Source organism: Niveispirillum sp., assembly GCF_017996735.1.
GTDB lineage: Bacteria > Pseudomonadota > Alphaproteobacteria > Azospirillales > Azospirillaceae > Niveispirillum.
On sequence record NZ_JAGOGJ010000002.1, the window covers coordinates 81,718 to 106,871 of the forward strand.

Consider the following 25,154-nt stretch of genomic DNA (forward strand, 5'->3'; position numbering starts at 1 on the left):
TCCGCCGGGCCGGCCCGGTCGCGTTGACCGGGTTCTTGCTCCCTCAAGGGAAACTGCGGCCGGCGGGGCGCCCCGCCGGCCGGACTTTTCCGGGGGGAGATAGAGTTCCCGTCGCTCCCTCACCCTCCCATTGGCTGACGCCAACGGGCCCCTCCCTCTCCCGCAAGCGGGCGAGGGGCAACGTTTCCCGGCCCTCGCCCACGACGGTGGGAGGGTGAGGGAACAACGCCCCCAACCACCCCCACTGACAAGGACCCGCCATGACCCGCCTGCTGACGACCGCCGCCACCCTGCTGGCCCTGGCCGCCCCCGCGCTGGCCGACGGCCCTGCACCTTATCGCGAGCGGCCTTTTACCGATGATGTGGTCTATTTTGTCGTCACCGACCGCATGGCCAATGGCGATGCGTCCAACGACAAGGGCGGGCTTTCCGGCGGGCCGGAGCAGACGGGTTTCGATCCCACCGATATCGGCATGTTCCATGGCGGGGATTTCCAGGGGCTGGCGCAGAAGCTGGACTATATCCAGGGGCTGGGCGTCACGGCCATCTGGGTCACGCCGCCCGTCGTGAACAAGGTGGTACACAAATATGATGGCGGCCTGTCGGCAGGCTATCACGGGTACTGGGGCCTGGATTTCCTGAATGTCGATCCGCATCTGGGAGGCAACGCGGCCTTCAAGGCCTTTGTCCAGGCCGCCCATGCCCGCAATATCAAGGTCATCATGGATATCGTGGTGAACCATACGGGCGACGTGATCCAGTACCGGGAATGCGACGGCACCAGCATGTCCAAGCCCTGTGCCTATCGGTCCAAGGGCGATTATCCCACCGCCCGCCGCGCGTCGGACGGCGCCGCCATCAATCCGGGATTCAAGGGTGACGGCCCGGCCTTCCAGACCGTGCCCAACTATCAGGCGCTGACCGACATTACCTATGCCTACACGCCCTATGTGCCGGCAGCGGAAACAACCGTGAAGAACCCCGCCTGGATGAATGATCCGCGCCATTACCATAATCGCGGTGACAGTCATTTCAGCGGGGAGGACAGCACCTTCGGCGACTTCTCCCGCCTGGACGATCTTTACACCGAACAGCCCGTCGTGGTGGACGGGATGATCGATATCTACAAGCACTGGATCCGGGAATATGGCATCGACGGCTATCGCCTCGACACCGCCAAACATGTGAACCCGGAATTCTGGCACCGTTTCGTGCCAGAGATCACCTCCTTCGCCAAGGCGCAGGGCATCCCCCATTTCATCATTTTCGGGGAGGTGGCGAACGACAAGCCCGCCGATCTGGCCGCCTATACCGATATTCTGGGGCTGCCGTCGGTGCTGGATTTCGGGCTGGCCGCTGCTACGCTGGACACACTGGGCAAGGGCGCGGACCTGGATCAGTGGGACGGCCTGTTCCGCGCCGACCGGCTCTATCCCGGCGGTGACGACACCGCGCGGCAGTTGGCCACCTTCATCTCCAACCATGACCAGGGCCGCCTGGCCTTCAAGATCCGCAGGGCCAACCCGAAGATGAAGGCGGACGAGCTGCAGGCCCGCGTCGCGCTGGGCCATGCCATCATGTTCTTCGCGCGCGGCGTGCCCGTGCTCTATTACGGCGATGAACAGGGGTTCGTGGGGCTGGCCGATGACAAGGCCTCGCGTCAGCCCCTGTTCGCCAGCGCGTCCAGGCAGTTCAACACGGAGGAACGGTTGGGCACTGTCGGCCCCCGCGCCGGCGACGCCTATCAGCCGGCCCACGCCCTGTATCGTGCCTTCGCCGAGATGGCGGCGATCCGTCAGGCCCATCCCGGCCTGCGCCAGGGCCGTACATTGATGCGTTACTTCGAACGCAAGGGGCCGGGCCTGCTGGCCTTTTCCCGCATCGACGACACGCGCGGCGAACAGTTCCTGATCGTTGCCAACACTGACACCAAACCCCGCTCCATCACCGTCGATACAGAAGGCCCCGGCACGGCCTGGACCGCCCTGCGCGGTGCCTGCGGGGCAGGGCAGGGCAGTGCCTACAGCGTCACCGTCCCGGCACTGGATTATGTGGTGTGCCGGCGGTCCTGACGCCTCCTTCTACGCCTTGCGCGGTCCATAACGCTTCTTGGGCGCCCCCCGGAACCCCTGGGGGGGCTTCGGCTTGCCGCCGCCGCCCGGCCGGCCGCCGCCACCGGGCTTGCCCATGCGCTGCCGCCGGGCCGTGCTGGCCAGCAGTTCCGACAGGCGGCCCGCCACCTCGGCCCGGCGTTCCTCCACCGCCTTGCGGTCGGGGAACAGGCGGGGGAATTTGCGGCTGGCCCAGTAATAGAGGTCGCAGGACCGCGACAACTCCTCCAGCCCGTAATCGTCCAGCCGTTCCATGCGCGCCGGCACGACCAGACCCAACGGCACCGGCTCATCCTTCTCCACAGCGCGCAGCATCAGGGTGAAGAAGCGGGAATCCACCTCCTTGTCCGGATCGCAGGGCATGAACAGCAAGGACAGTTTCTGTTCGAAGCCGATATCGCGTTCGTCCAGCGACTGGGCCAGCCGGCGCAGGGCCGACAGGTCGGCCACGCGATAGGGGCTGCCCGTGGTGCGGGCGGCGGCGAAACAATCGACCAGCAGCATCATGCTGTCCCGGCCGATCCGTCCGGCCAGCCGGTCCACCATGGCGCGGGTGGGCCGCACCGTCAGGGCGCGGCGGGGACCGAAGGACGGGTCGGGCCTTGTCCAGATGGTGCGCAACTGCTGCGCCGTGCCCTTGCCGACCACCCCGAATTCGCCCTCCTCGTGATGACCGTAGCGCCCGGCGCGGCCCGCGATCTGTTTCAGTTCGGCGGGCGCCAGCTCGCGCTGTTCGACCCCGTCGAACTTTTCCAGCGTCGTGAACAGCACGCGGCGGATGGGCAGGTTCAGGCCCATGCCGATGGCGTCGGTGGCCACCACCACATCGGCCTCGCCGCCCGTGAAGCGCTCGGCCTCTCTGCGCCGCACCTCCGGCGCCAGGGCGCCATAGATCACGGCCGCCGTCAGGCCCTTGGCCTGCACGATGTCGCGGACCAGATGCACATTGCGCCGGGAAAAGGCGATCAGGGCATCGCCCTTGCGCACATCCTCATATTCCAGCCGCTGGTCGATCATGTGCAGCGGTTGCTTGCGCTCCAGCCGCACCACTTCCAGCGGCTCGTTCAGGTGCGCCGCCACCCGCTCGATCAGGGGCAGCGCCTCCGGCGCGCCCAGCAGATAGACGGTGCGGGCGGCCACGCCCATCAACGCCGCCGTCCAGGCCCAGCCGCGATCCTTGTCGGCCAGCATCTGGATCTCGTCGATGACGGCGACATCCACGATCTGCTCGGGGTCCAGCATCTCGATGGTGGAGGCCAGGTGCCGGGCGCCGGGCACACGGATCTCCTCCTCCCCCGTCAGCAGGGTGGTGGCCGTGCCCTCCCGGTTCAGCCGGTCCATCACTTCCAGGGCCAGCAGCCGCAGGGGGGCCAGATACACGCCCTGTTCGGCCTCGTGCAGGGCCGCCATGGCGCGATGCGTCTTGCCGGAATTGGTGGGGCCGACAATAGCCACCAGCTTGCGTCCCATGGATCGGGCCGTCGGGAACAGCCGTTCGAACTTCGCGAAGTCGAACTCCGTATTCACGAAGGTGCGGCCGCGCGCCACGGCGCGCTCGCGCAGCCAGGTGTCCGCCACCTCTTCCCAACGGCGCAGGATGTCGTTGGGCTGATGGTTGGTGCGGGCGATACGGTGCAGGCGCTGGGCCAGATTCTCGAAGGTCCAGCTATCGTCGGCCTCCCCCACCAGCCCATGCAACTGCCACAGCCGGGCCGCCACATCCTCCATCGCGGCTTCCAGCATCTGGCGAAGCTGCGGGTCTTCCACCAGGCGCTGGCGCAGGGTGGCGTCGTCCAGGCCGGTCAGTTCATCGATATCGAAGCTGCGCGACACTTCCAGCCGGATGGGGCCGGGCATGTCGGGAAAGGACAGTTCGTCATGGGTGCGGGCGCGTACCCGGCTTTTTGCTTCTGCCGCCAGCAGGGCGACAGGGCTGCCCTCCAGTGCGCGGCGCCCCTGTTCCAGCAGTTCGGCGCGCCGGACCAGACGGGCGACCAGCCCCTCGATCTCCAGCGCCACGGCGTCGCGCCGCTCGGCCAGCACCACCAGATCGCGCCGCCCCTGCGGCAGGGGCAGGCCAAGCGGCACCATGCCGTAGGCGGCGGCCTGTTCGACCCGATCCAGGCCCAGGCGACCGGCCGTGGTCACCTCCGGATGGTGACGGGCGACGGAGAAGACGAGGTCCGGATCCATCGGGCTGGACGGTTCCGGGGGTAATGTATCCATGGGGCGGGCAACTCGGTACGGGATGATTTCGCAAGCGCACAATATGCGCTCGAAACGCCCTTTTGCCCAGGGGGCTGGTCATGCCGGGACCAAGGCCCCCCTGTGCGCGCCGTCAGCGGGGCCGCCCCCCTACCTCACATCCACCCCATAGAAATCCAGGCGCGTGGAGGGGGAGGGGCGGAAATCGACCACTTCCGGGCGGGTGGCGGTGAAGACCTGCGGATGGGCCACCGGTATCCAGGGCAGACCCTGTCGGAAGATTGCCTGCGCCTTGAAATAATAGGCTTTCCTTGCCTCCTGGTCCGATGTGCGCCGGGCGGCCGTGATCAGGCGGTCAAGCTCCGGGTCGCACCAGCGGGCAAGATTGCCATTGCCGGGTTTGGCGGCCTCGCAGGACAGAAGGTCGGACCAGAACCGGTCCACCTCGTCATTGGACCAGCCATACTGGGCCATCGGCGCCTCCCCGAACCGCACGCGGCGCACATACTCGCCCCATTCATAGGTGACGATCTTTGCCTTGATCCCCACCTTGGCCAGATCGGCCTGGATCATTTCCGCGATACGCCGGGGCGCCGGGTTGTACGGGCGGACGACCGGCATGGTCCATAATTCCGTCTCGAACCCGTCCTTGAACCCGGCCTCTGCCAGCAGGGCCCGGGCCTTTGCGGGATCGGGGGCCAGGTCGCGGATGCTGTCATCGTGGGCCCAGTGGCCGGGGGGAATGGGGGTCACGGCGGCCCGCCCCGTCCCCATATAGGCCTGATCCAGAATGGATTTCTTATCGACCGCCAGATTGATGGCCAGCCGCACGCGGACATCGTCGAAGGGCTTCCTGGCCATGTTCATGGCGACATAACCCACCGACATGGCGTCCACCCCCAGCAGCCGCACATCCTTGTCCTGGCGCATGCGGTCCAGGTCGGCGGGGTTGGGATAGGTCATGGTGTGGCATTCGCCGGCTTTCAGCTTGGCGTAACGCACCGTCGCGTCGGGCGCGATGACAAAGACCAACTGGTCCAGCGGCGCCACCCCGCGCCAATAATCCTTGTTGGCGCGCATGCGCACCTCGGTATCCAGCAGGTGGCGCACCAGTTGGAAGGGACCGGTCCCGATGGGCTCCAGATCCACCTTTTCCGGCGTGCCGGCCTTCAGCATGGCGGCGCCATAGTCGGCGGACTGGATCGACATGGCGTGGCTGGCCAGCGCATAGAAGATGCCGGCATCCGGTTCCTTCAGGCGGAAGCGGACCTTGTAGGGGTCGAGCTTTTCTACCGCGATCAGGTTGGTGGCTAGGCCCAGATTGTGGAAGGCCGGATAGATCTTGCCTCCCGCCACGGCGAAATAGGGATGGGTCTTTTCCATCTGCCGGGCGAAGGAGAAGACGACATCGTCGGCATTGAAATCGCGGCTGGGTGTGAACAGCTTGGACCGGTGCCATTTCACCCCCTGGCGCAGGGTGAAGATGATGCTCCGCCCCTCATCCGCCAGTTCCCAGCCCGTGGCCAGTTGCGGCTCCAGCTCCAGGGTGCCGCGCTTCACATTCACCAGCTTTTCATAGATCTGCTGGGCGATGTCATAGGAATTGCCGGAGGTGGAATATTGCGGGTTCAGGCTGTCCGGCGCCGCCTCGGCGCAATGGACCAGGGTTTTGGCCGGGGCGGACGCCGCACCCAGGGCCAACGCCGCTCCCAGCAGCCACATGCCCGCAACCCGCATCACCCGCCTCCATTCCGACCCATGACAGATCAACATGGGTGGCATGGGGGCCGCAAGCGGGGCCTGCGACAAGCTGGACCAGGACAAGGGGCGGGCAGCGGTGTATGGACCATACAATCTCCATGCAATGTCATTGTATGGTCCATACAGTGGAGGGCCCCATGGCCGGCAAGCAGAAGATCGATTTTTCGACGACACCCTTCGGGATCGGCATCAAGGGCAAGTGTCCGCGCTGCCGGGAGGGGTCGATCTTTTCGGGCTATCTGGCACTGGCGTCGCACTGCCCGGCCTGCGGGCTGGACCTGTCCTTCGCCGATCCGGCGGACGGCCCGGCCTTCTTCACCATGTCGATCGTCAGCTTCCCGCTGACCGGTTTTGCGGTCTGGCAGGAGATGATGTTCCAGGCGCCTTATTGGGTGCATCTGTTCACGACCCTGCCCGTCACCATCCTGTCCGTCCTGGCCCTGTTGCGGCCGTTGAAGGGCTGGCTGGTCTGTGCCCAGTATATGAACAAGGCAGAGCAGGGGCGGCTGGATGAAGGTGGGGATGAAGGCGGTGGGCAGGGGTAGGCGCGGATGAGCGGCTGGACACCCCCCGCCCTGCCGCCCGGCGTGCCCCTGTACCGGGCCATCGCCGATGCCATGGCAACCGACATCGCATCGGGGGCCCTGCCGCCCGGCGCACGCCTGCCCACGCACCGGGCGCTGGCCGAGGCCATGGGGGTCGACCTGACCACCGTCACCCGCGCCTATGCGGAGGCACGGGCGCGCGGGCTGGTGGAGGCGGCGACGGGGCGCGGCACCTTCGTGGCCGACGATGCACGCCGGCCGCCGCCGCACGTGGAACTGGACCTGTCCATGAACCTGCCACCGCAGCCGGCCAGCGCCAATCTGGCCGCCCGGCTGGGCCGGGCCATGGCGGGGCTGACGCGGCGGCCCGACCTGTCGCGGCTGCTGAACTATCAGCCCAGCGGCGGGGGCGAGGCCGACCGGCGGGCGGGTGCCCGCTGGCTGTCGGGGCGCATCCCCGACCTGGATGCCGGCAGGGTGCTGGTGACGGGCGGGGCGCAGGCCTGTCTGACCTCCCTGCTCAGCCTGCTGGTGGGTTGGGGGGAGGAGGTGCTGACCGATCCCTTCACCTATACCGGCTTCCGCAACGCGGCCAGCATGCGCGGGCTGTACGCCACACCGGTGGAAAATGACGCGCTGGGCATGCGGCCGGACTCGCTGGGGCTGGTGGCCCGCGACACGCGGGCGCGCGTCGTCTATCTGACGCCCACCATCCATAATCCGACCGGCGTCACCATGCCGCTGGACCGGCGGCAGGCCATTGTGGAGGTGGCGCGGCGGGAGAACCTGACCATCATCGAGGATGACGCCTATGGCATGCTGGCCGATCCCGGCCCGCCGCCGCTGGCGGCCCTGGCGCCGGAACGGGTCTGGCACGTCTCCACCCTGTCCAAATGCCTGACGCCGGGCCTGCGCGTTGCCTATCTGGTGGTGCCGCCGGGCAGCGATCTGGTCATGGTGCGCACGCAGCTTCGCGCCACGGCCCAGATGGCCCCGCCCCTGTCGGTGGCCGTGGCCACAGGCTGGATCGAGGATGGCACGGCGCATGAGATCCTGGCCGCCATCCGCCGGGAAGCCATGGAACGGCAGCGGATCGCACAGCGCCTGCTGCCGCTGGGCTCCATGGCGGCGCATCCGCAGGCGCATCATATCTGGCTGACCCTTCCCCCCTCCTGGACCGACCGCAATTTTGCCCAGGCCGCGCGGCGGGCCGGTGCCACCGTCATCCCCGGCTATGCCTTCGCCATGGCCCCGGAACCGCCGCCCAAATATGTGCGCGTCGGCCTGGGGGCGGCGCCGGACCAGCCGGCCCTGATCCATGCGCTGGAAAAGCTGGCGACCCTGATGCGGCATGGCCCGGCGATGGAGGAGGATGTGGTGTAGGGGCCGGCCGGCGCAGGCCTGCATCAACCGACGACGCGCGCCCATTTCTTTCAATCGCAAGACGCTTATGTTACCTCCCCCTTAACCATTTTTTGCAGCGCGACACGGGGGCCTTCCATGCGTCTCAACCTGTCCATGAAAATCCTGCTATCCAACCTGGCCATCCTGGCGCTGCTGTTGATTGCGGCGGTGGTCATGGCGGTGGGGACCAGCCAGCAGCGCGCCCAGGTGGCGGTTGCCCGCACGGCGGCGGAGCGGGCGGCGGACCAGGCTTTGACGCTGGTGACGCTGGTCAAGGATATACGCGGTGACGTGATGCGGGTGCAGCTCTGGCTGACCGACGTATCGGCCACGCGCGGGCTGGAAGGGCTGGATACGGGGTTCGCGGAAGCGGAAAAGGCCATGGCCGATCTGCAGCGCAACATGAAGGCCGCCCGTGCCCATGCCAAGGCCATGGGCCTGCCGGAGGTGGAGGAGGCGCTGGGCCGGGTGGAAGGGTTCTTCGCGAATTTCCACACCAAGGGCACGGCCATGGCCAAGGCCTATGTCAATAGCGGGCCGGAAGTGGGCAACATGCTGATGGGCGCCTTTGTCGGCGAAACCGATGGCATGTCGGCGGAACTGGAGGCCGTGGCGGAGGATGTGCGCAAGGTGGCGGACACGGCCCGGACCCGGATGCAGGCCGAACTGGCCGCCGCCGATGCCATCGCCGCCCGCCTGACCTGGCTGATCCTGGGGCTGGCCGGTGCCGGCGTGGCCATTGCCTTTGTCGTGCTGCTGGTGCTGCGCGGCAATGTGGTGATGCCGCTGTCCAGCCTGACCGGGTCGCTGACCCGGATCGGGCGCGGCGACCTGGACGTCACCGTGCCCGCATTCGCCGACCGGCATGACGAACTGGCCGACATGGCGCATGCCATCGTGGCCCTGCGCGACCGCGCGGCGGAAAATGCCCGCCTGCGCGCCGAACAGCAGGCGGCCGAGGCGGAGGCCGAACAGGGCCGCCGTACCGCGCTGCGCAACATGGCTGAGACGGTGGAGGCCGAAAGCCGAGCCAGTGTCGATGGCATTGCGGTGGAAACCCGCGAGATGGACGAGGCCGCCGCCGCCATGGCCGACAGCGCGTCCCAGGTGCGCGACAGCGCCGCCAACGTGGCCAGTGCCGCCATGCATGCCCTGGCCAATGCCCAGGCCGTGGCCGGCGCCACGGAGCAGCTTACCGCGTCGATCAACGAGATCAGCGCCCAGGTGGCCCATGCCACCAGCCTGTCGGGTCAGGCCGTGGAGCGCAGCCGGCGCACCCGCGGCACCATCGACAGCCTGTCGGAAGTGGTGGAACAGATCGGCGGCGTGGCCAACCTGATCCGCGAGATCGCCGAGCAGACCAACCTTCTGGCATTGAACGCCACCATCGAGGCGGCGCGGGCCGGCGATGCCGGCAAGGGCTTTGCCGTCGTGGCGTCGGAGGTGAAGAACCTGGCGACCCAGACCACACGGTCGACCGAAGAGATCACGGCCAAGATCCAGCTTATCCAGAGCGTGACCGCCGATGCGGTGATGGCCGTGGAGGGCATCGCCGATGCCATCCGCGCCATGGACGAGGTGTCGGCCGGCATCGCGGAGGCCATGGAGGAACAGGCCGCCGCCACCGGCGAAATCTCCCGCAATGTCACCGAAACGGCGGAAGCCGCCCAGGAAGTGGCCAGCCGCATCGACACCGTGTCGCAGGAGGCCGGCAGCACGGGCGAAAAGGCCGCCGCCATGCGGACCGTGGCCATGCGCATCGTGGGATCGGTCAGCGATCTGCGCCAGACCCTGGTGCGTGTGGTGCGCACCGCCACGGCCGACGTGGACCGCCGCCACGGCGCCCGCCATCCGGTGGATATGGAGGCCGCCGTGCAGATCGCCGGTACCACGCGCCAGGGCCGCCTGATCAATATTTCCGCCGGCGGCGCCCTGATGGACGGCCTGGCCCTGACCGAGGGCACCCAGGGCAGCCTGACCGTGCCGGGCCTGGACGGGGTGTTGCCCTTCCGAGTGAAGACCCGCGACGGCACCCAGAACGGCCTAGCCTTCGTGCTTGACGATGGCCAGAAACTGTCGCTGGGCATGAAGCTGGTGGACCGGTTCGCGGCGTGAGCGTCACGGTTGCCGGCGGCGTTCCAGCATGATGGCCAGAAGGCCGTAGAACCCCGCCAGCCCCCAAAGCATCAGGAAGGGCGTGCGCACATCCGTCAGGCCGGCGCCAAGCTGTCCCACCCCCACCAGCGCCTCGATGGCGGAGGTGGAGGGCACCAGTTCGGCCAGCAGGCGCAGCGGCGCCGGCATGGCTTCCGCAGGCCAGGCGAAACCGGCCAGGAAGAAGAAGGGCAGGCCGATGGAGGCCGCGGCGAGCTGTACCAGCAGCGGCTGGCGGAACAGGCCCGCCACCACCTGCCCCAGCGCCCCCACGGCCAGCACGAAGGGCAGGGCAACCGCCAGGATCAGCAGCGGCGAGCCCAGGCGGGGGATGTCATAGATCCAGGGCAGCACCACCAGATAGAAGGGCACGACCAGCACCTGCAGGCACAGATAGGCCAGCAGCCTTCCCCCCACCCGCGTCGCCGGCCCGGCCGCCACCCCGGGGGTCGGACGGGGCAGGGTGCCCAGCAGGCCGGTACCGATCAGCAGCAATTGCTGCAGGATCAGCACCAGGGCCGCCGGTAACAGATAGGTGGCGTAGCCGCTCTGGGGATTGAACAGGGGCACGGCGGTCAGGGGCATGGGATCGACCGCCGCCCCGGCCAGGGCAGGATCGACGCCGATACCGACCAGCCGTGCGGTTTCCACCTCCGCCCCGAAGGCGCGGGCGACGGCGGAAACCCCGCTCGACATGCGCTGATACATCAGGAGGTAGCTGGCATCGGCATAAAGCGCCAGGGGCGAGGCACGGCCATGCAGCAATTCCTGTTCAAAATCGCGGGGGATCAGCAGGATGCCGTAAAGGTCGCGGGCCAGGATGGCGCGTTCCGCACTGGGCACGTCCGGCAGGACGGCGGCCACGGACAGATCGGGCGAGGCATCAAGGCGCCGGGCGAATTCCAGGCTGGATGTCGATCCGTCCTGGTCGACCAGGGCGATGGGCACATCGTGCAGCGCTTCGTTCAGATAGGGCTGCGGATAGAAGGCGGCGTAGAGCAGCATGCCCATGATCAGCACGGACCGGGCCGGCTTCAGCGTCAGGATGCGGCCCAGTTCTTCCGCGCAGACGGCCAGTATGGGGGTCATGGCACGGCCTCAGCTGTCACCGGCAGTCGGGGGGCACGGGCAGCATCCGTGCGCCGCCGCATGATTTCCAGCCGCGCCGCCGACAGCAATCCCAGGGCCAGCACGAAACCCAACAGCACCAGGCAGGGGCGCCAGGACAGTTCCGGCGGTGTGCCGCGCACGGTCTGATCGATACGGGCCATCAGAAACCAGGTGCCCGGCAGCAGCGCCCCCCAGAACTGAGCGAAGCCGCCCATGGCCAGACGGGGAAAGCCGATGCCCATGAAGCCGAAGGCCGGACCGGTCAGCAGGGACGCGACACTGACCGCCCCGGCCGTGGGCCGCAGCAGCAGGGCCAGCAGCAGGCCCGCCATCTGACAGGCAAGGATGAACAGGATATCGGCCAGCAACAGCAGCCAGGGCATCCCGCGCAGCGGCAGGCCCAGCAGGCCGAACAGCACCGCATCGGCCAGCCCCAGGACCAGCAGGAAGAGCAGCGTATAGGGCAGTACCTTGCCCGCCATCGCCGGCCAGAGCCCGCCGCCCAGGCGGCGCAGGATGCGCAGCCGGTGCGTCGTCTCCACATCCAGGCCCACGGCATAGGCCATGCCCGTCATCATGGTGACCTGCAACAGGGCCGGCAACAATGCCGCCAGCAGGAAATGCGTATAGTTCAGCGTGGGATTGAACAGGGCATGGGTCTGCACGGGCACGGGCACGGGCGCCAGCGAGGACTGGGCGTCGTCCATCGGCTGGCCCCGCGCGGTACGCAGCGACAGGCGGATGCCGGCGGCTGCCGTCTGGACGGCGGCGGCAACCCCGCGCAGCACCAGATTGCCGGTCGTCAGCGTCTGGGCATTGTAGAAGAACACGACCTCCGGCCGGCGCCCCGCCTGTACATCGCGCTCCAGATCGCGCGGCAGCATCAGCAGGCCGTGGATGCGGCCGGACAGGATCAGCCGCCGTCCCTCCGCCAGATCGCCCACGCGCAGCGAAACGGCGGCGTCGGGCGTGGCATCCACCATGCGCACGATGGTGCGCGACAGGTCCGACCCGTCCAGGTCCAGCACGCCGATGGGCAGGCGCGTGGCCAGGCCCGCGCTGAAAATCCCGGTCAGCAGGGCCATCAGGGCCAGCGGCACCAGCGTGGTCAGGGCCAGCAGGAAGGGCCGGCGACGCAGCCGGGCGAATTCGCGCCCGAACACCAGGGGGAAGCCGGGCGTGAAGCCGCCGCGCCGCGTCATCTCAGCGATCCCGCGCGGCCCAGGCGGCGATGGCGCTCATCCCCGGTCGCAGTCCCTGGATGGGTTCAACCGGCTTTGCCCGCACCTCGAAGGTGCGCAGGTCAAAATCGCCCGTGGCGCGTGTGGCGCGCCAGGTGGCGTATTGTCCCTGGACATTGATCAGGGAGACCTGCACGGGCACCTCCCTGCCCTTGAAGGCGGGAATGGTGACCGTGAACCGGTCGCCCACCTTCAGCCCGCCCAGCAGATCCTCGCGCAGGTTGAAGGTGAACCAGACATCGTTCAGGTCGATCAGCGAGAAGATGGGGGCACCGGCGCTGAAATTCTCGCCCACTCCGGCCACGCGCGTCGTGATCTGGCCGCTGATCGGCGCATGCACCGTCAGTTCCGCTACATCCACCTCGCGCTGGTGCAGGGCTGCCTCGGCCTGTTTCACCTGGGCGGCGACCAGGGCCTTCTCCTCGGGGCTTGCACCCTCGGTGGCCAGTTTCAGGGCGGCATTGGCCGTTTCGCGCTTGCGCGTCGCGGCCTCCAGATTGCGGGTGGCCTCGTCCAGGCGGGCCTGGGGGCTGAAGCCGGACTTGATCAGCTTGCTCTGCCGGTCATAGGTTTCGGCATAGAGCCGGACATCGGCGTCGGCCGCCGACAGTTCGGCCCGCCGCGCGGCGATGGTTTCCGGCCTTGTGCTGGAAATGCGGGCCAGATCGGCCTGTGCCACGGCCAGGGCCGCGCGGGCGGCCAGCAGCGACGCCTCCAACTGCGGACTCTCCAGGGTGGCGATGACAGCGCCCTTTTCGACGGTGTCGCCGACATCGGCGGCAAGGCCGACCACGCGGCCGGCGGCACGCGGGCTGATATCGACACGATCGGACGAGACCTCCCCCTGGATGGTCAGCGGCGGCGGTCGTGTCGCCAGCCAGAGCACAAGGGCGAGGGTCAGCGCGACCATGGCGCCAGCGAGCATCCGTGTCCGCTTCACAGCCATGTTCCTTTCTGATCCTGAGGCTTCGTGTTGTTGATGTATTCGTGTTCGCGGTCAAGTAGTGAGAGGAGATATTTCCAATGGAGACAAGGCGGGAATAGCAATGATGCGGATGCAATCGCGGCCGCCAGATCAACTTCCCCGATAGGTCGCATAGCTCCAGGGGCTGAGCAGCAGGGGGACGTGGTAATGGCCGGACGCCTCGGCAATCGCGAAGCGGAGGGGGATCTCGTCGAGGAAGGGCGGGTCCGGCAGGGATACGCTGGTTGCCCGGAAATAATCCCCCGCCTGGAACAGCAGCTCATAGCGGCCGGTGGGGATCGTGTCGCCGGACAGGAGCGGCGTGTCCGTGCGGCCATCGTCGTTGGTCCGGTCGGTGCGGACCAGGGTGCGGTGATCACCGTCGAGCCGGTAGAGGGCCAGCGTCACCCCCGCCGCCGGGCGGCCCGTGCTGGTGTCCAGGACATGGGTGCTCAGGCGGGCCATGTCGTGCTCACCAGTTCGGGTTGGTCATATTCTTTCAGGTCTTTCAGGAACTGATCCTGATCGGCCAGCCAGAGATCGCGGATGATGCCCTGCACCAGCCGCTGCACCCCGTATTTCATGCCGCTGATGGACGCGCCCGACAGGCCCATGGACAGCGTGGCGCCGAAGGTGAAGTTGTGGATATTGGCCAGATGCGGGGCGCTGCCCGGCACGCGTTCGGTGAACTGGAAGGCGTCGCCCAGATAGGGATAGCGGATCAGCAACGGGTTGCCCTCCCCCCGGGGCGGGGTGAAACGGTCGGCCCAGGTGGCGATATCCTTGGCAAAGGCCGCCACTTCCGGCCGGAAGGCGGCTTCCACGATGAAGCCCGTGCCCACCACCAGGAAATCGAATTTCATCACGCCCTTGGGCGTGCCGACATGGATCTCGTCCCCCTCCATCCGCAGCCATTCCCAGGGGCAGGCGGTGTGGAAGGTGAAAGTGGGGTGCATGGCGCAACGGTGGAACGTGTCCTGCGGCGGTGGCTGGTTCAGGTCGAAGATATGGCGCATGTAGCGCCAGCGGTTCAGATCGCCCATCGCCGCGAAATGGCCGAGGAAACCGGAAAATTCCATCCAGCGATACGGGTTGACGCGCGGGATGTCGGGCCGGCGCAGGCAGAGATCGACCGATGCCACGCCGGCCTCCAGCGCCGTGCCGGCATTGTCGAAGGCCGAAGCCCCGGCGCCCAGCACGCCAATGCGCTTGCCCTTCCACTGTGTGAAATCGATGAACTCCGACGTGTGGGCGTAGCGGCTTTCCGGCACGACACCCCGGATGAAGTCCGGCACATGCCAGCGCCCGGCCCCGTCAATGCCCGTGGCCAGCACCAGCTTGCGCGCCAGCAGCAGTTTTTCACCATCGGGCGTGTCGACCGTCAGGCGCAGGATGCCCGTTTCCTCCTCCGGATCGATGCGGATCAGGTCATGGTTGTTGCGCACGGGGATGGCGAGCGTGTGGCGGTACCAGTTCAGGTAATCCTGCCAGATCTCCTTGGGCAGCTTGCCCAGATTGGCCCAGGCGTCCGCCCCGTACTTGGCCTCAAACCAGGCGCGGGGCGTCAGGCTGGGCACACCCAGGTCGGGGCCGGTCAGATGTTTGGGCGTGCGCAGGGTGATCATGCGGGCGAAAGTCACCCACGGCCCTTCCTGTCCGGCCGGGTTGCGGTCGATCACCAGGATATTGCCGACCTTTTCCCGCATCAGGCCAAAGGCGGTCGCCAGCCCCGCCTGACCACCGCCGACGATGACCACGTCAAACACGTGCCCGTCGGCATGGCTGCGCGCCGGCACCCAGGGCCGGGCGGGATAGTCCAGCAGGGTTAGGTCGCGGGCAACCTGGGCAGCCAGCGCTGCCAAACCATCATCACTCATGTCCCAAAAAGCCCCTCCAGGCGGAATTTGGCTATTTTGGCGACTTCTCCCAATGCTGTTTTCATTTCCACGGCGGGATCATTGTCCAGCCGGGTTGCCAGGGCGGCTTTGATACTGTCCCTGGTATGTTCCTTCACCGCGATGATGAAGGGAAATCCAAAACGGTCGCGATAGGCGGCGTTGTGGCGGTCGAACCAGTCGAACTCCCCATCGCTCAACCGGTCCAGGCCCAGACCCGCCTGTTCCGCCGTGCTGTGTGCCGTCAGCCCGCCACCGCGCGCCAGCTTGCCCGCAAGGTCGGGATGGGCGCGCAGCAGGGCAAGCTGGGCCGCGTGGCCGGCATTGCGCACGGCCCGCACCATGGCGTTGTGCAGTGCAACAATATCGGCGAAGGGCCGCGCCTCGAATGCCGCCTCCGCCACCCAGGGGCTGTCCTCCCACACAGCACGCAGCAGATGCACAAAATCGGCGTGCGCCAAGGTGTTCAGCGTGTCGGGCGCGGGACGGGCGGGGGTGGGGTCTTTGTCATCGGCCATGTCTCATGGTGCCACGGATTTTCTTGTGCGCAAGCGAAACGATGCGCAACATCATTGCAACGAGACGCTGGTTTTTGTGGGTGCTCAGGAGGTGAGGCATGCAGCAGGACTATCCCCGCGACCTGATCGGCTATGGCGCCCATCCGCCGCATCCGCACTGGCCCGGCGGCGCCCGCATCGCGGTGCAGATCGTGATGAATTACGAGGAGGGCGGGGAGAATTGCCTGCTGCATGGCGATGGCCAGTCGGAGGCGTATTTGCAGGAGGTGGTGGGGACCCAGCCCCTGGCCGGGCAGCGCAACCTGTCGGTGGAATCGGTGTATGAATATGGCAGCCGCGCCGGCTTCTGGCGGCTGATGCGGCTGTTCGACCGCCATGGGATCAAGATCACCTGCTATGCGGTCGCCATGGCCCTGGCCCGGCATCCTGACGCGGCCCGGGCCATGGTGGCGGCCGGGCATGAGATCGCGTCGCATGGCTGGCGCTGGATCGATTACCAGAACGTGCCGGAGGATGTGGAGCGCGAGCATATGCGGCTTGCCATCGACACGATCCGCAACCTGACGGGGGAACGGCCGCTGGGCTGGTACACGGGCCGGCTGGGGCCCAACACAAGGCGGCTGGTGGTGGAGGAGGGCGGGTTCCTTTATGATGCCGACGCCTATAATGACGATCTGCCTTACTGGCTGCCGCCCGGAACCTATCCGGGGCAGGGAGAGCCGCATCTGGTCATCCCCTATACGCTGGACGTCAATGACATGAAGTTCGGCACGGCCCAGGGCTTCAACCAGGGGGATGATTTCTTCACCTATGCCCGCGATGCCTTCGACGCGCTTTATGCGGAGGGGGAAACGGCGCCAAAGATGATGTCGGTGGGGCTGCACACACGGCTGATCGGCCGGCCGGGGCGGGTGCGGGGACTGGAGAAGTTCCTGGACCATGTCATGGCGCATGACAAGGTCTGGGTGGCGCGGCGCGTGGATATCGCCCGGCACTGGCGGGCGGTGCATCCGTGGCGCGGGTGACAGAAGCCCCAGGATTTTGCAGGATAACCGCAATCCTATGACGAACGATGGCGAGACATGGATTTGAAGCCGTTCATCGTGGGCTTGTGTTGCTACTCACATGTACTGGATATACAATAAGGATATCCAAGAATGAGGTCAGCCCCGATGTCCGCCACGACCACCCTGTTCCTTTCCAATCGCACGCAAGCAGTCCGCCTGCCCAAGGATGTCGCCTTTCCCGATCATGTGCGGGAGGTGGTGATCCTGAAGGAAGGGGATCGCCGCGTGATCGTGCCGCGTGACCGGCTGTGGGATGATTTCTTCGACCAGCCGGGCATCGACTTTCCGGACCGGGAGCAACCGGCGATGCAGGAGCGGGAAAGCTTCTGATGCTTCGCTTCATGCTGGACACAGACACATGCATCCATGTGTTGCGGGACCGCCCGGTCTCGATGCGAGAGCGGTTCCGGTTGGCGGCGGGCGGTTTGTGTATCTCCACCGTCACCCTGTCGGAATTGCTGTTCGGCGCGCTGAATTCAGCGCAGCCGGAGGCAAAGCGGGCCCACGTGGAGGCCTTGGCCGGGCGTCTGGAAATCCTGTCCTATGATGACGCGGCGGCCGACCATTTCAGCAGTATAAAGGCGGACCTGAAACAGCGCGGGTGCCTTATCGGCCCCTACGACGTAATGATTGCCGCCCATGCCCGCAGCTTGGGCCTGATGCTGGTCACCGGTAATCTCAGGGAATTTCGGCGGGTCGAGGGCTTGCGATGCGAAAACTGGCTTGAAAACTGACAGGGCGGCCATTGCGGGCCGCCCCGTCGTTTTCCCCTACCGTGCCTCACGCATCTCCGTGAACTCGCTGTCCTGCTCGTTCAACTCCCCCAACTCGCCCCGTGCCCTGGCCTTGCGGCCATAGACCAGTTCGAACAGGGGGGAGGCCATCAGGGTGGTGACGATGGCCATCAGCACCAGCATGGAGAACAGGGCGGGGCCGATGATGCCCTTCTGCAACCCGATATTGATGATGATCAGTTCCATCAGGCCGCGTGCGTTCATCAGGGCGCCGATGCCCATGGCGGTCGCATTGTCCTGTCCGGTCAGACGCGCCGCCGCCCAGCAGGCCCCGCCCTTGGCCAGGATGGAAGCCGCCAGGATGACCAGGGTGGCCAGCAGCAGTCCCCAATTATCGACCAGCGTCAGTTGGGTGTGCAGGCCCGAATAGGTGAAGAACATGGGCAGCAGGACCACGACCGCGAAGGGTTCCAACTGTTTACGCAGTTCAGTGGCGAACAGGCCGCGCGGCATGACGGTGCCCAGCAGGAAGCCGCCGAACACGGCATGGATGCCCACCGCATCCATGGCGAAGGCCGACAGCAGGAACAGGCCCAGCGCGATGGCCAGCATCGAATGGGTGACCTTGCCCTCCCGTTCCGCCCAGCGGCCCAGAGGGGCCAGCAGGCGCGGCCCGAACATCAGGACAAAGACGGCAAAGGCCACGCCGCCACCGATGGCCTTCACCGCCACCATCGGCCCGTCGCCGAACGTGGCCAGTACGATGGCCAGCACGGTCCAGGCCCCGGCATCGTCGATGGCGCCGGCCGACAGGGAAAGCGTGCCCAGCGGCGTGCCCGACAGGCCGCGTTCATGGATGATGCGGGCCAGCATGGGAAAGGCTGTGATGGCGATGCAGGCCCCCATGAACAAGGTGGCCTGGAACTGGTTCAGCGCCTCGTTGAACAGGTTATGGCCCATCAGCCAGGGCGTGATGACGACGGCCAGCAGGAACGGGGCCGCCATGCCCGACAGGGACACGGCCGCAGCACTGCCGGCGTTGGATTTGAAATGGTCCGATTTGAAGCCCAGTCCCACCAGGAACATATAGAGCCCGACACCGAACTGCGCCCCCACAAACAGCACGCCCCTGGTTTCCTTCGGAAACAACATCGCCTGGATGTCGGGCAGCAGCAGGCCCAGCAGCGACGGCCCCAGGATCACCCCGGCGATCATCTCGCCCACCACCTGCGGCTGGCCCAGATAACGTTTGGCCAGCCAGCCGACCAGCCGGCAGGCGGCGATGATCACGGCAAGCTGCAGGAAAAAGATCACGCTGAGCTGGGCTGGCGTCATGCCCCCGTCCTCCCGATCGGACAACGTTGTCTGGCGGTGTTTAACCGCTTCTTAAGAATTGGACCTGGATGGCTATATCAGCGCTGTCATGCCAAGCAAAGCGGCAAATCGGGACCGGCATGGTTTCGGCGGGGGTGACGGGAACCGCCCGCCCGCCTGCCACCCGGGGGCGATATGGGGGTGATGCCGGTCATCCGTGACGGACAGGGGGAAGTCGTATAAGGTCCGCCGCCAAGCCCGGTGCAATCCGGGCGCGGGAGGCGTCGGTCGGACATGGGAATGTTGGGGTTTCGGGCCAGGATCGGCTATGCGGTCGGCGATTTCGGCCTTAATCTCTATTGGCAATCGCTGCTGCTGTTCATCCTGTTTTTTCAAATGGATGCGCTGGGCCTGTCAGCCGTGGATGCCGGCCTGTCCTATCTGGTGGCCTCGATCTGGGATGCGGGCATGGACCCGCTGATGGGTGTCATTTCCGACAGGACGCGCACCCGGATGGGGCGGTACCGGCCCTTCATCCTGTTCGGCACGGTGCCGCTGGCCGTGTCGTTCTGGTTGTGCTTTTCCCCGCCCGGCTTCCTGGTGCCGGGATCGGCCGGCATGCTGGTCTTTGCCACCCTCACGCATATGGGGCTGCGCACCTGTTACGCGGTCGTGGCCATCCCCTATTCGTCGCTGACCGCCGCCATGACACGGGACAGTGATGAACGGGCCAGCCTGACCGGCTGGCGCATGCTGCTGGCCTTTGCCGGGTCGACATCGGTGTCGGCGCTGTTGCCGCTGCTGGCGGGCTGGTTCGACAGTTACAGCCCTGCGGCGGCCTGTATCGGGGGGCTGGCCGTGCTGGCGCATCTGGCCTGTGTCGCTTGCGTGCGCGAACTGCCGCCGCCGGCCACGGACCATGGGGCGTCGCCGATGGGTCTGCGGGCCGACCTGGGCGGGTTCATGCGCGGGGTTCTGCGCAACGGGCCGCTGTTGCGCCTGCTGGCCGCCACCGTGGCGCTGCATTTGTCGCTGGGCATCCTGATGCGCAACGTGCCCTATCTGCTGAAATACGACCTGGGCGGGGACGCCACCCTGACGGCGCAGGTCCTGACATGGTTCTCGGCGGTGGGGGTGCTGGCCGTGCCGCTCTGGGTCTGGGTCGCGCGCCGCTGGTCCAAGGGCGTGGCCTGGCAGGGGGGCAGCGCCCTGGTGATCATAGGCTGTATCGCCCTGGTCTTCGCGCCGGCCGGCGGCCTGTGGGACACGCTGGCCTGCCTCACCCTGATCTCCTTCGGTCATGCGGCGCATGCGGTCGCCATGTGGTCCATGCTGCCCGATGCCGTCGATTATGCCCATTGGCGCCATCGCCGCCGGGACGAGGCCAAAGTCTATGGTCTGGCCTCCCTGATCCTGAAGCTGGCGCTGGGCGGGTCTGCCTTCCTGGGGGGATTGGCCCTGGATGGGGTGGGATATGTGCCGGGGGTCGCCCAGACCGAGGCGACGCTGAGCGGTTTCCGCCTTCTGGCCGGGCTGGCGTCGGCCCTGGGCCTGGGCCTCTCCATGCTGGCCGTGGCGGGATACAAGCTGACGGCGCAACGGCATGGCCGTATCCAGCGGTTCCTGGGCCGGCGGGCCGTCACCCGGTCCGGTCCGGGCGGCTGAAGCGCCCACATCCGTGGGCTCGCGCGCGCCGCACGAGCGGCGCGGCGCCAGTCGGCACCGTACCGACGGTCAAGATTTCCTGACCTTGGGATTTATACTATCGGTCAAAACTCTTGACCGATAGTACGGCGGCGACTGCCGCCGCGCGGCCCATGCCGCGTAGCCAAGGGCGCGGATGCGCCCGCCGGCGATTGAGGCGCACGAAAGCTTGACCATCGGTCATGATTTCGTGCCGATGGGATTAGCTGCTCCCGCAAGCGCCTGCAGGCCAGCGGTCGCTATCCCCGCATCGCCGTTGCCAGCTTCTCCCAGGTTCCCGGTGCCATCCGCAGCAGATTTGCCCCCAGCCGGGCCGTGGTTTCCGCGTCATCCTCACGCAGGGCCTGTTCCAGGTCACGGCCCAGGCGTACCAGGGCGCGGCAGCCGAAGCCGCCCGATGTGCTGATCATGTCATGCACATCGCGGGTCAGGGCATTGTGGTCACCGCCGGCCAGGGCCGTTTCGATACGGGCCAGACGGGCGCGGGAATTGTCCAGGAACTGGCCCAGAAGCCGGTCGAAGGGCTGTGCCCCCATCATGTCGCGCAATTGCCGCACGGGCACCAGATCCAGTTCCACCGGCTCCGCCGGCGGCGGTGGCGGGGTGCTGTCCGCACGGCTGCGATCCAGCCAGTGGCGCACCTTGCCCAGGAATTCCTGATGCTCCACGGGCTTGGAGATATAGTCATCCATGCCGGCGGCGCGATATTCCGCCTCCACACCCGTCATGGCATTGGCCGTCATGGCGATGATGGGAATGGCGGAACGCGCACCGCCCATGGCCCGGATGCGTCGCGTAGCCTCCAGCCCGTCCACCACGGGCATCTGCACGTCCATCAGCACCAGATCATAATCGGCCGCCTCCAGCGCCTCCACCGCCTCTCCGCCATGGTTGGCGATGTCGACGCTGTGTCCGGCCCCGATCAGCATATGCAGGGCCACCTGCTGGTTCACATAATTGTCCTCGGCCAGCAGGATGCGCGCCCCGCTGGCGGCGGGGACGGGGTTGGCGGCCAGGGGCTGCTGCGGCGTGCGGGCCGCGTTCACCGCCGGTTTCCAGCCGCGCAGCACGGACAGCAACTCGGGGCGCAGCACGGGCTTGTCCAGCACGGCATCGATACCGGCCGGAGCGGTCCCCGCCCCGGTCATGGGGCGCAGCATGATCAGCCGGGCCCGGGGCAGCCAGCGACGCAGGCGCCCCACCAGATCGGCCTCTCCATCGGCGACCAGGGCCATGTCCAGCAGCACGGCATCCGGTGACAGGCGGCCGCCCGCCACCTCCGCCAGCGCGTCCTCGGCCTCCTCCACCCGCACCGACAGGCCCAGCCGTGACAGTTCGCGGACCAGCGGCGCCCGGACGAGACCATCGGGAACCAGCAGCAGCGCCTGACGCCCGGCAAGGTCGGGTGGCGGGCCGGCGGGCGGCTCACCCTCTCCCGCCGTCAGGCCGGCCGTGAACCAGAAGGTGGAGCCCGTGCCCACGGTGCTTTCCACCCCGATGCGGCCGCCCAGCAGGCCCACCGTCTCGCGGCAGATGGCAAGGCCCAGGCCCGTGCCGCCGAAGCGGCGGCTGACGGAACTGTCGGCCTGCACGAATTTTTCGAACAGGCGGTTCACGGCGTCGGGCGGGATGCCGATGCCCGTATCGATCACCTGTACATCCAGGGTAAGCGCGCCGCCCGCCCCCTCATGCACGGCCACGGCCACGGTGACCCCGCCGCGCGAGGTGAACTTGATGGCATTGCCGATCAGGTTCAGCGCCACCTGCCGGATGCGGGTCGGGTCGCTGATGGCCGTGCGCCGGGCCGAGGGCAGCAGGTCCAGCACCAGCTCGATCCCATGCTCCGCCGCCTTGGGCGCCATCAGCAGGGCCGTTTCCTCGAACAGTCGGGCCAGATCGAATTCGATCTGTTCCAGCGTGACCTGATTTGCCTCCAGCTTGGAGATGTCCAGGATGTCGTTCAGCAGGCTGAGCAACAGTTTGGCCGACGATCCCACCAGTTCGGCGGAATGGCGCTGGGCCGGGGTCAGGGGGGTGGCCAGGAGCAGCGTGTTCATGCCGATGATGCCGTTCATCGGTGTCCGCAACTCGTGGCTCATATTGGCCAGGAATTCGGATTTGGCGCGGTTCGCCGCCTCTGCCTGATCCTTGGCGCGGGTCAGTTCGACCTGCGCCTGGGTCAGGCGCGCGTTGGTTTCCGCCAGTTCGCGGTTGGATTTTTCCAGCGCGTCGGCCAGCGAAGCCCGGGCTTCGGCCAGCCGCTTCTCCTCTTGCGCCCGCAGAAGCTCCCCCTCCTTGCGGCGGAACTCGGTGGAGATGCGCAGATTTTCCTCATGCAGCAGCTTGCGCCGCAGCAGGGCGCGGATGCGGGCCTTGATGATCTCGATATCGTTGGCCTTGGTGACATAATCGTCGGCCCCGGCCTCCAGCCCGCGCATCAGGTCGGTCTTGCTGTCGGATGCCGTCAGCATGACGATCTGGAACAGTTCCTCCCGCCGCCGGCGCACGGCGTCCAGGCGGGCGCACAGTTCCACCCCGTCGATTTCCGGCATGTTCAGGTCGACGATGACGCAGTCGAAGCTTTCATGCTCGGCCCGTTCCAGCGCCTCCAGGCCCGACAGCAGGGCCATGACATCGTGCCCCTCCTCCTCCAGCAGGCCGCGCAGGAATTCCAGGAAGGTCGGGCTGTCATCGACGATCAGCAACTGACAGCGGCGCAGTGCCTGGGTCGAGGCGTGAAAGCCCGACCCGCCGCCACCGCGTTTCAGCAGGGCATTGATGCGGGCCGGCAGCAGCTCGCTGTCGGCGGATTTCGGCACATAGGCGTCGGCCCCGCTCTCGATTCCGCGGAACTCGGCCTCCGCCGTCGCCTCGTCGGTCAGCATGATGATCGGTAGCTGACGCGTGCGCACATTCAGCCGGACCCGGCGGATCAGCTCATCCCCGCTCATCCGGGGCAGATGGTAATCAACCAGCAGCAGATCGGGCAGGGTGCCGTTCAGCTTTTCCAGCGCATCCTCTGCCGTCGCGCAGACATCCGCCGTCCAGCCCTGGGCCGCCAGCGTGATTTCCATCTGCAATGCCTGCGTGGGGCTGTCCTCCACGATCAGCAGATGCGGCGTCTGCGTGCTCATCCGGTTCCCTGCCGTGGGGATTTCGTACCCCGCCGCACGGACGGGCATTCCCTATCCTTTTAAGCACTTCCAATTGCAGATACCAGAGGTCAGGCGGCAGGCACCCCATGCGCGGTGGCCGACAGTGCGGTTTTTTGGTCGGGCGGGGCCGTTTCATAGCAGTGCCGATAAATTCCGACCCATCGGAATTTATCGGCTTCGGCGGCAGGGGCCGCCGCCGCCATCCACCGGTCATGAATGATGGCCGGTGGTATCAGCCGGTCAGTTCGACCAGTTTTCCCGCGATGGCGGCCGGTGTCAGGATATGCATGGCGCCGCCGCGTTCGATGGCCACGCCCGGCATGCCATGCACCACGGAGCTGGCCGCGTCCTGGGCGATGGTCACGGCACCCAGGGTGCGCAGCAGGCACAGGCCGTCGGCCCCGTCCGCCCCCATGCCGGTCAGCAGCACGCCGATGGCACGCGCCCCGTAATGGGCCGCGACGGAGCGGAACATATAGCCCACGGCGGGCCGCAGGCCGGCTTCCAGCGGACCATCATCCAGATGGATGCGCCCCACCGTGTCGACCCCCAGATGCCGGTCGTCGGGCGCCACATAGACATGACCGGGCCGCACCTCTTCCCCATGCCGGGCCACGGTGACGGGCATGGCGCAGCCCGACGCCAGCCAGTCGGCGAAACCCTGCACGAAGCCGGTGGCGATATGCTGTACCACCAGCACGGGCAGCGGAAAATTCATCGGCAGCGCGCCCAGCAGCGTCTGCAGCGCCAGCGGGCCGCCCGTGCTGGCGCCGATGGCCACCACCCGCGCCCGCTCGTCCGTCCCTTCCGCCGGCGGATGTGCCGCCATGCGCTGCACGATGGCGGGCGGGCGTTTCCAGCGCCGCACCACCTTCACCTCCGACATCAGCCGGACCGAGGTGACCAGTGCGTCCGCCTCCTGCTCGTGATCGTCATGGCCCAGGCCGGCGGGGCGGCGGATGAAGGCCAGGGCCCCCGCCTCCACCGCCTTGAACGTGGCCGCCACCTCATCCTGGACCGCGCCGCTGACGATGACGATGGGAACGGGCACGGTCTCCATGATCTCCCGCGTCGCGGAAAACCCATCCAGGCCGGGCATATGGATATCCATGGTCACGACGTCGGGCCGCAGGCGCTGCACGGCCTCCACGGCGGCGGCCCCGTCGGAAACAGCGGCCACGACGGTAATGTCGGGCTCGCTTTCCAGGATGGCGGTCAGGAAGGCCCGGATAGTGGGCGAATCCTCGGCGACGAGTACCTTGATCACGAAAC

General features: G+C 67.1%; 19 protein-coding genes. 8 read left to right on the plus strand and 11 right to left on the minus strand.

The window, feature by feature from the left end:
- The first annotated feature begins 260 nt into the window (after positions 1–260).
- Positions 261–2,072 carry an alpha-amylase family glycosyl hydrolase gene (locus tag KBA48_RS01305; protein ID WP_292902990.1) on the plus strand — a complete coding sequence of 604 codons (1,812 nt, stop codon included), beginning with the start codon at positions 261–263 and terminating at the stop codon, positions 2,070–2,072.
- Between the two features lie 9 nt (positions 2,073–2,081).
- Here the strand turns inward: KBA48_RS01305 and KBA48_RS01310 are convergent, their stop codons facing one another.
- On the minus strand, positions 2,082–4,337 hold the full coding sequence (locus KBA48_RS01310) for a helicase-related protein (protein ID WP_292902992.1): 2,256 nt from the start codon (positions 4,335–4,337) through the stop codon (positions 2,082–2,084).
- A gap of 129 nt (positions 4,338–4,466) precedes the next feature.
- Positions 4,467–6,053 (minus strand): ABC transporter substrate-binding protein, encoded by a 1,587-nt coding sequence (locus KBA48_RS01315; RefSeq protein WP_292902993.1) that lies wholly within the window; start codon positions 6,051–6,053, stop codon positions 4,467–4,469.
- A 161-nt stretch (positions 6,054–6,214) separates the two neighbouring features.
- Between KBA48_RS01315 and KBA48_RS01320 the strand changes: the two genes are divergently transcribed.
- The 3 genes from KBA48_RS01320 (at position 6,215) to KBA48_RS01330 (ending at position 10,141) form a co-directional block, all read left to right on the plus strand.
- Entirely contained in the window at positions 6,215–6,622 is a 408-nt protein-coding gene (locus tag KBA48_RS01320; RefSeq protein WP_292902994.1) for a DUF983 domain-containing protein, read from the plus strand.
- Positions 6,623–6,628: 6 nt separating this feature from the next.
- Positions 6,629–8,005 (plus strand): PLP-dependent aminotransferase family protein, encoded by a 1,377-nt coding sequence (locus tag KBA48_RS01325; RefSeq protein ID WP_292902996.1) that lies wholly within the window; start codon positions 6,629–6,631, stop codon positions 8,003–8,005.
- A gap of 117 nt (positions 8,006–8,122) precedes the next feature.
- A complete protein-coding gene (locus tag KBA48_RS01330; protein ID WP_292902997.1) occupies positions 8,123–10,141 on the plus strand; it encodes a methyl-accepting chemotaxis protein in 2,019 nt (672 codons plus the stop codon).
- A gap of 3 nt (positions 10,142–10,144) precedes the next feature.
- On the opposite strand, the gene KBA48_RS01335 is transcribed toward KBA48_RS01330, so the two are convergent.
- From KBA48_RS01335 to uraD, 6 genes are all read right to left on the minus strand, one after another.
- Positions 10,145–11,269, minus strand: a complete 1,125-nt coding sequence (locus KBA48_RS01335) for an ABC transporter permease (protein ID WP_292902998.1) — start codon at positions 11,267–11,269, stop codon at positions 10,145–10,147.
- Positions 11,266–12,492 (minus strand): ABC transporter permease, encoded by a 1,227-nt coding sequence (locus KBA48_RS01340; RefSeq protein ID WP_292902999.1) that lies wholly within the window; start codon positions 12,490–12,492, stop codon positions 11,266–11,268. Before KBA48_RS01340 ends, KBA48_RS01335 begins: the two co-directional genes overlap by 4 nt.
- A 1-nt stretch (position 12,493) precedes the next feature.
- Positions 12,494–13,477 carry an HlyD family secretion protein gene (locus KBA48_RS01345; RefSeq protein ID WP_292903001.1) on the minus strand — a complete coding sequence of 328 codons (984 nt, stop codon included), beginning with the start codon at positions 13,475–13,477 and terminating at the stop codon, positions 12,494–12,496.
- A 129-nt stretch (positions 13,478–13,606) separates the two neighbouring features.
- Positions 13,607–13,960: a hydroxyisourate hydrolase gene (uraH, locus tag KBA48_RS01350; RefSeq protein WP_292903003.1), complete on the minus strand. Its 354-nt coding sequence runs from the start codon at positions 13,958–13,960 to the stop codon at positions 13,607–13,609.
- Positions 13,948–15,372, minus strand: a complete 1,425-nt coding sequence (locus tag KBA48_RS01355; RefSeq protein ID WP_292903005.1) for an FAD-dependent oxidoreductase — start codon at positions 15,370–15,372, stop codon at positions 13,948–13,950. The genes uraH and KBA48_RS01355 overlap by 13 nt, the downstream gene beginning before the upstream one ends.
- A complete protein-coding gene (gene uraD / locus KBA48_RS01360; RefSeq protein WP_292903006.1) occupies positions 15,369–15,908 on the minus strand; it encodes a 2-oxo-4-hydroxy-4-carboxy-5-ureidoimidazoline decarboxylase in 540 nt (179 codons plus the stop codon). Before uraD ends, KBA48_RS01355 begins: the two co-directional genes overlap by 4 nt.
- A 98-nt stretch (positions 15,909–16,006) precedes the next feature.
- Here uraD and puuE point away from each other — a divergent pair, with 98 nt between their 5' ends.
- The 3 genes from puuE (at position 16,007) to vapC (ending at position 17,709) form a co-directional block, all read left to right on the plus strand.
- Positions 16,007–16,933, plus strand: coding sequence for an allantoinase PuuE (gene puuE / locus KBA48_RS01365; protein WP_292903007.1), 927 nt, complete (start codon positions 16,007–16,009; stop codon positions 16,931–16,933).
- Between the two features lie 147 nt (positions 16,934–17,080).
- On the plus strand, positions 17,081–17,305 hold the full coding sequence (gene vapB, locus KBA48_RS01370; protein ID WP_292903138.1) for a type II toxin-antitoxin system VapB family antitoxin: 225 nt from the start codon (positions 17,081–17,083) through the stop codon (positions 17,303–17,305).
- Positions 17,305–17,709: a tRNA(fMet)-specific endonuclease VapC gene (gene vapC / locus KBA48_RS01375; protein WP_292903009.1), complete on the plus strand. Its 405-nt coding sequence runs from the start codon at positions 17,305–17,307 to the stop codon at positions 17,707–17,709. Before vapB ends, vapC begins: the two co-directional genes overlap by 1 nt.
- 36 nt (positions 17,710–17,745) lie before the next feature.
- Here the strand turns inward: vapC and KBA48_RS01380 are convergent, their stop codons facing one another.
- A complete protein-coding gene (locus tag KBA48_RS01380; protein ID WP_292903011.1) occupies positions 17,746–19,044 on the minus strand; it encodes a cation:proton antiporter in 1,299 nt (432 codons plus the stop codon).
- Positions 19,045–19,323: 279 nt separating this feature from the next.
- On the opposite strand from KBA48_RS01380, the gene KBA48_RS01385 reads away from it, so the two are divergent.
- On the plus strand, positions 19,324–20,688 hold the full coding sequence (locus tag KBA48_RS01385; RefSeq protein ID WP_292903012.1) for an MFS transporter: 1,365 nt from the start codon (positions 19,324–19,326) through the stop codon (positions 20,686–20,688).
- Positions 20,689–20,966: 278 nt separating this feature from the next.
- On the opposite strand, the gene KBA48_RS01390 is transcribed toward KBA48_RS01385, so the two are convergent.
- Entirely contained in the window at positions 20,967–23,861 is a 2,895-nt protein-coding gene (locus KBA48_RS01390; protein WP_292903014.1) for a response regulator, read from the minus strand.
- A gap of 253 nt (positions 23,862–24,114) precedes the next feature.
- Positions 24,115–25,149: a chemotaxis-specific protein-glutamate methyltransferase CheB gene (gene cheB / locus KBA48_RS01395; protein WP_292903016.1), complete on the minus strand. Its 1,035-nt coding sequence runs from the start codon at positions 25,147–25,149 to the stop codon at positions 24,115–24,117.
- Positions 25,150–25,154: the final 5 nt, after the last annotated feature.

Bases quoted from the DNA above. Each gene is read 5' to 3' on its own strand.
- KBA48_RS01325 (WP_292902996.1), top strand. From the start codon at position 6,629: ATGAGCGGCTGGACACCCCCCGCCCTGCCGCCCGGCGTGCCCCTGTAC.
- KBA48_RS01355 (WP_292903005.1), bottom strand. From the start codon at position 15,372: ATGAGTGATGATGGTTTGGCAGCGCTGGCTGCCCAGGTTGCCCGCGAC.
- KBA48_RS01340 (WP_292902999.1), bottom strand. From the start codon at position 12,492: ATGACGCGGCGCGGCGGCTTCACGCCCGGCTTCCCCCTGGTGTTCGGG.
- KBA48_RS01310 (WP_292902992.1), bottom strand. From the start codon at position 4,337: ATGGATACATTACCCCCGGAACCGTCCAGCCCGATGGATCCGGACCTC.
- KBA48_RS01320 (WP_292902994.1), top strand. From the start codon at position 6,215: ATGGCCGGCAAGCAGAAGATCGATTTTTCGACGACACCCTTCGGGATC.
- KBA48_RS01385 (WP_292903012.1), top strand. From the start codon at position 19,324: ATGTTGGGGTTTCGGGCCAGGATCGGCTATGCGGTCGGCGATTTCGGC.
- KBA48_RS01380 (WP_292903011.1), bottom strand. From the start codon at position 19,044: ATGACGCCAGCCCAGCTCAGCGTGATCTTTTTCCTGCAGCTTGCCGTG.
- KBA48_RS01345 (WP_292903001.1), bottom strand. From the start codon at position 13,477: ATGGCTGTGAAGCGGACACGGATGCTCGCTGGCGCCATGGTCGCGCTG.
- KBA48_RS01330 (WP_292902997.1), top strand. From the start codon at position 8,123: ATGCGTCTCAACCTGTCCATGAAAATCCTGCTATCCAACCTGGCCATC.
- uraH (WP_292903003.1), bottom strand. From the start codon at position 13,960: ATGGCCCGCCTGAGCACCCATGTCCTGGACACCAGCACGGGCCGCCCG.
- uraD (WP_292903006.1), bottom strand. From the start codon at position 15,908: ATGGCCGATGACAAAGACCCCACCCCCGCCCGTCCCGCGCCCGACACG.
- KBA48_RS01315 (WP_292902993.1), bottom strand. From the start codon at position 6,053: ATGCGGGTTGCGGGCATGTGGCTGCTGGGAGCGGCGTTGGCCCTGGGT.
- KBA48_RS01335 (WP_292902998.1), bottom strand. From the start codon at position 11,269: ATGACCCCCATACTGGCCGTCTGCGCGGAAGAACTGGGCCGCATCCTG.
- puuE (WP_292903007.1), top strand. From the start codon at position 16,007: ATGCAGCAGGACTATCCCCGCGACCTGATCGGCTATGGCGCCCATCCG.
- vapB (WP_292903138.1), top strand. From the start codon at position 17,081: ATGTCCGCCACGACCACCCTGTTCCTTTCCAATCGCACGCAAGCAGTC.
- KBA48_RS01390 (WP_292903014.1), bottom strand. From the start codon at position 23,861: ATGAGCACGCAGACGCCGCATCTGCTGATCGTGGAGGACAGCCCCACG.
- KBA48_RS01305 (WP_292902990.1), top strand. From the start codon at position 261: ATGACCCGCCTGCTGACGACCGCCGCCACCCTGCTGGCCCTGGCCGCC.
- vapC (WP_292903009.1), top strand. From the start codon at position 17,305: ATGCTTCGCTTCATGCTGGACACAGACACATGCATCCATGTGTTGCGG.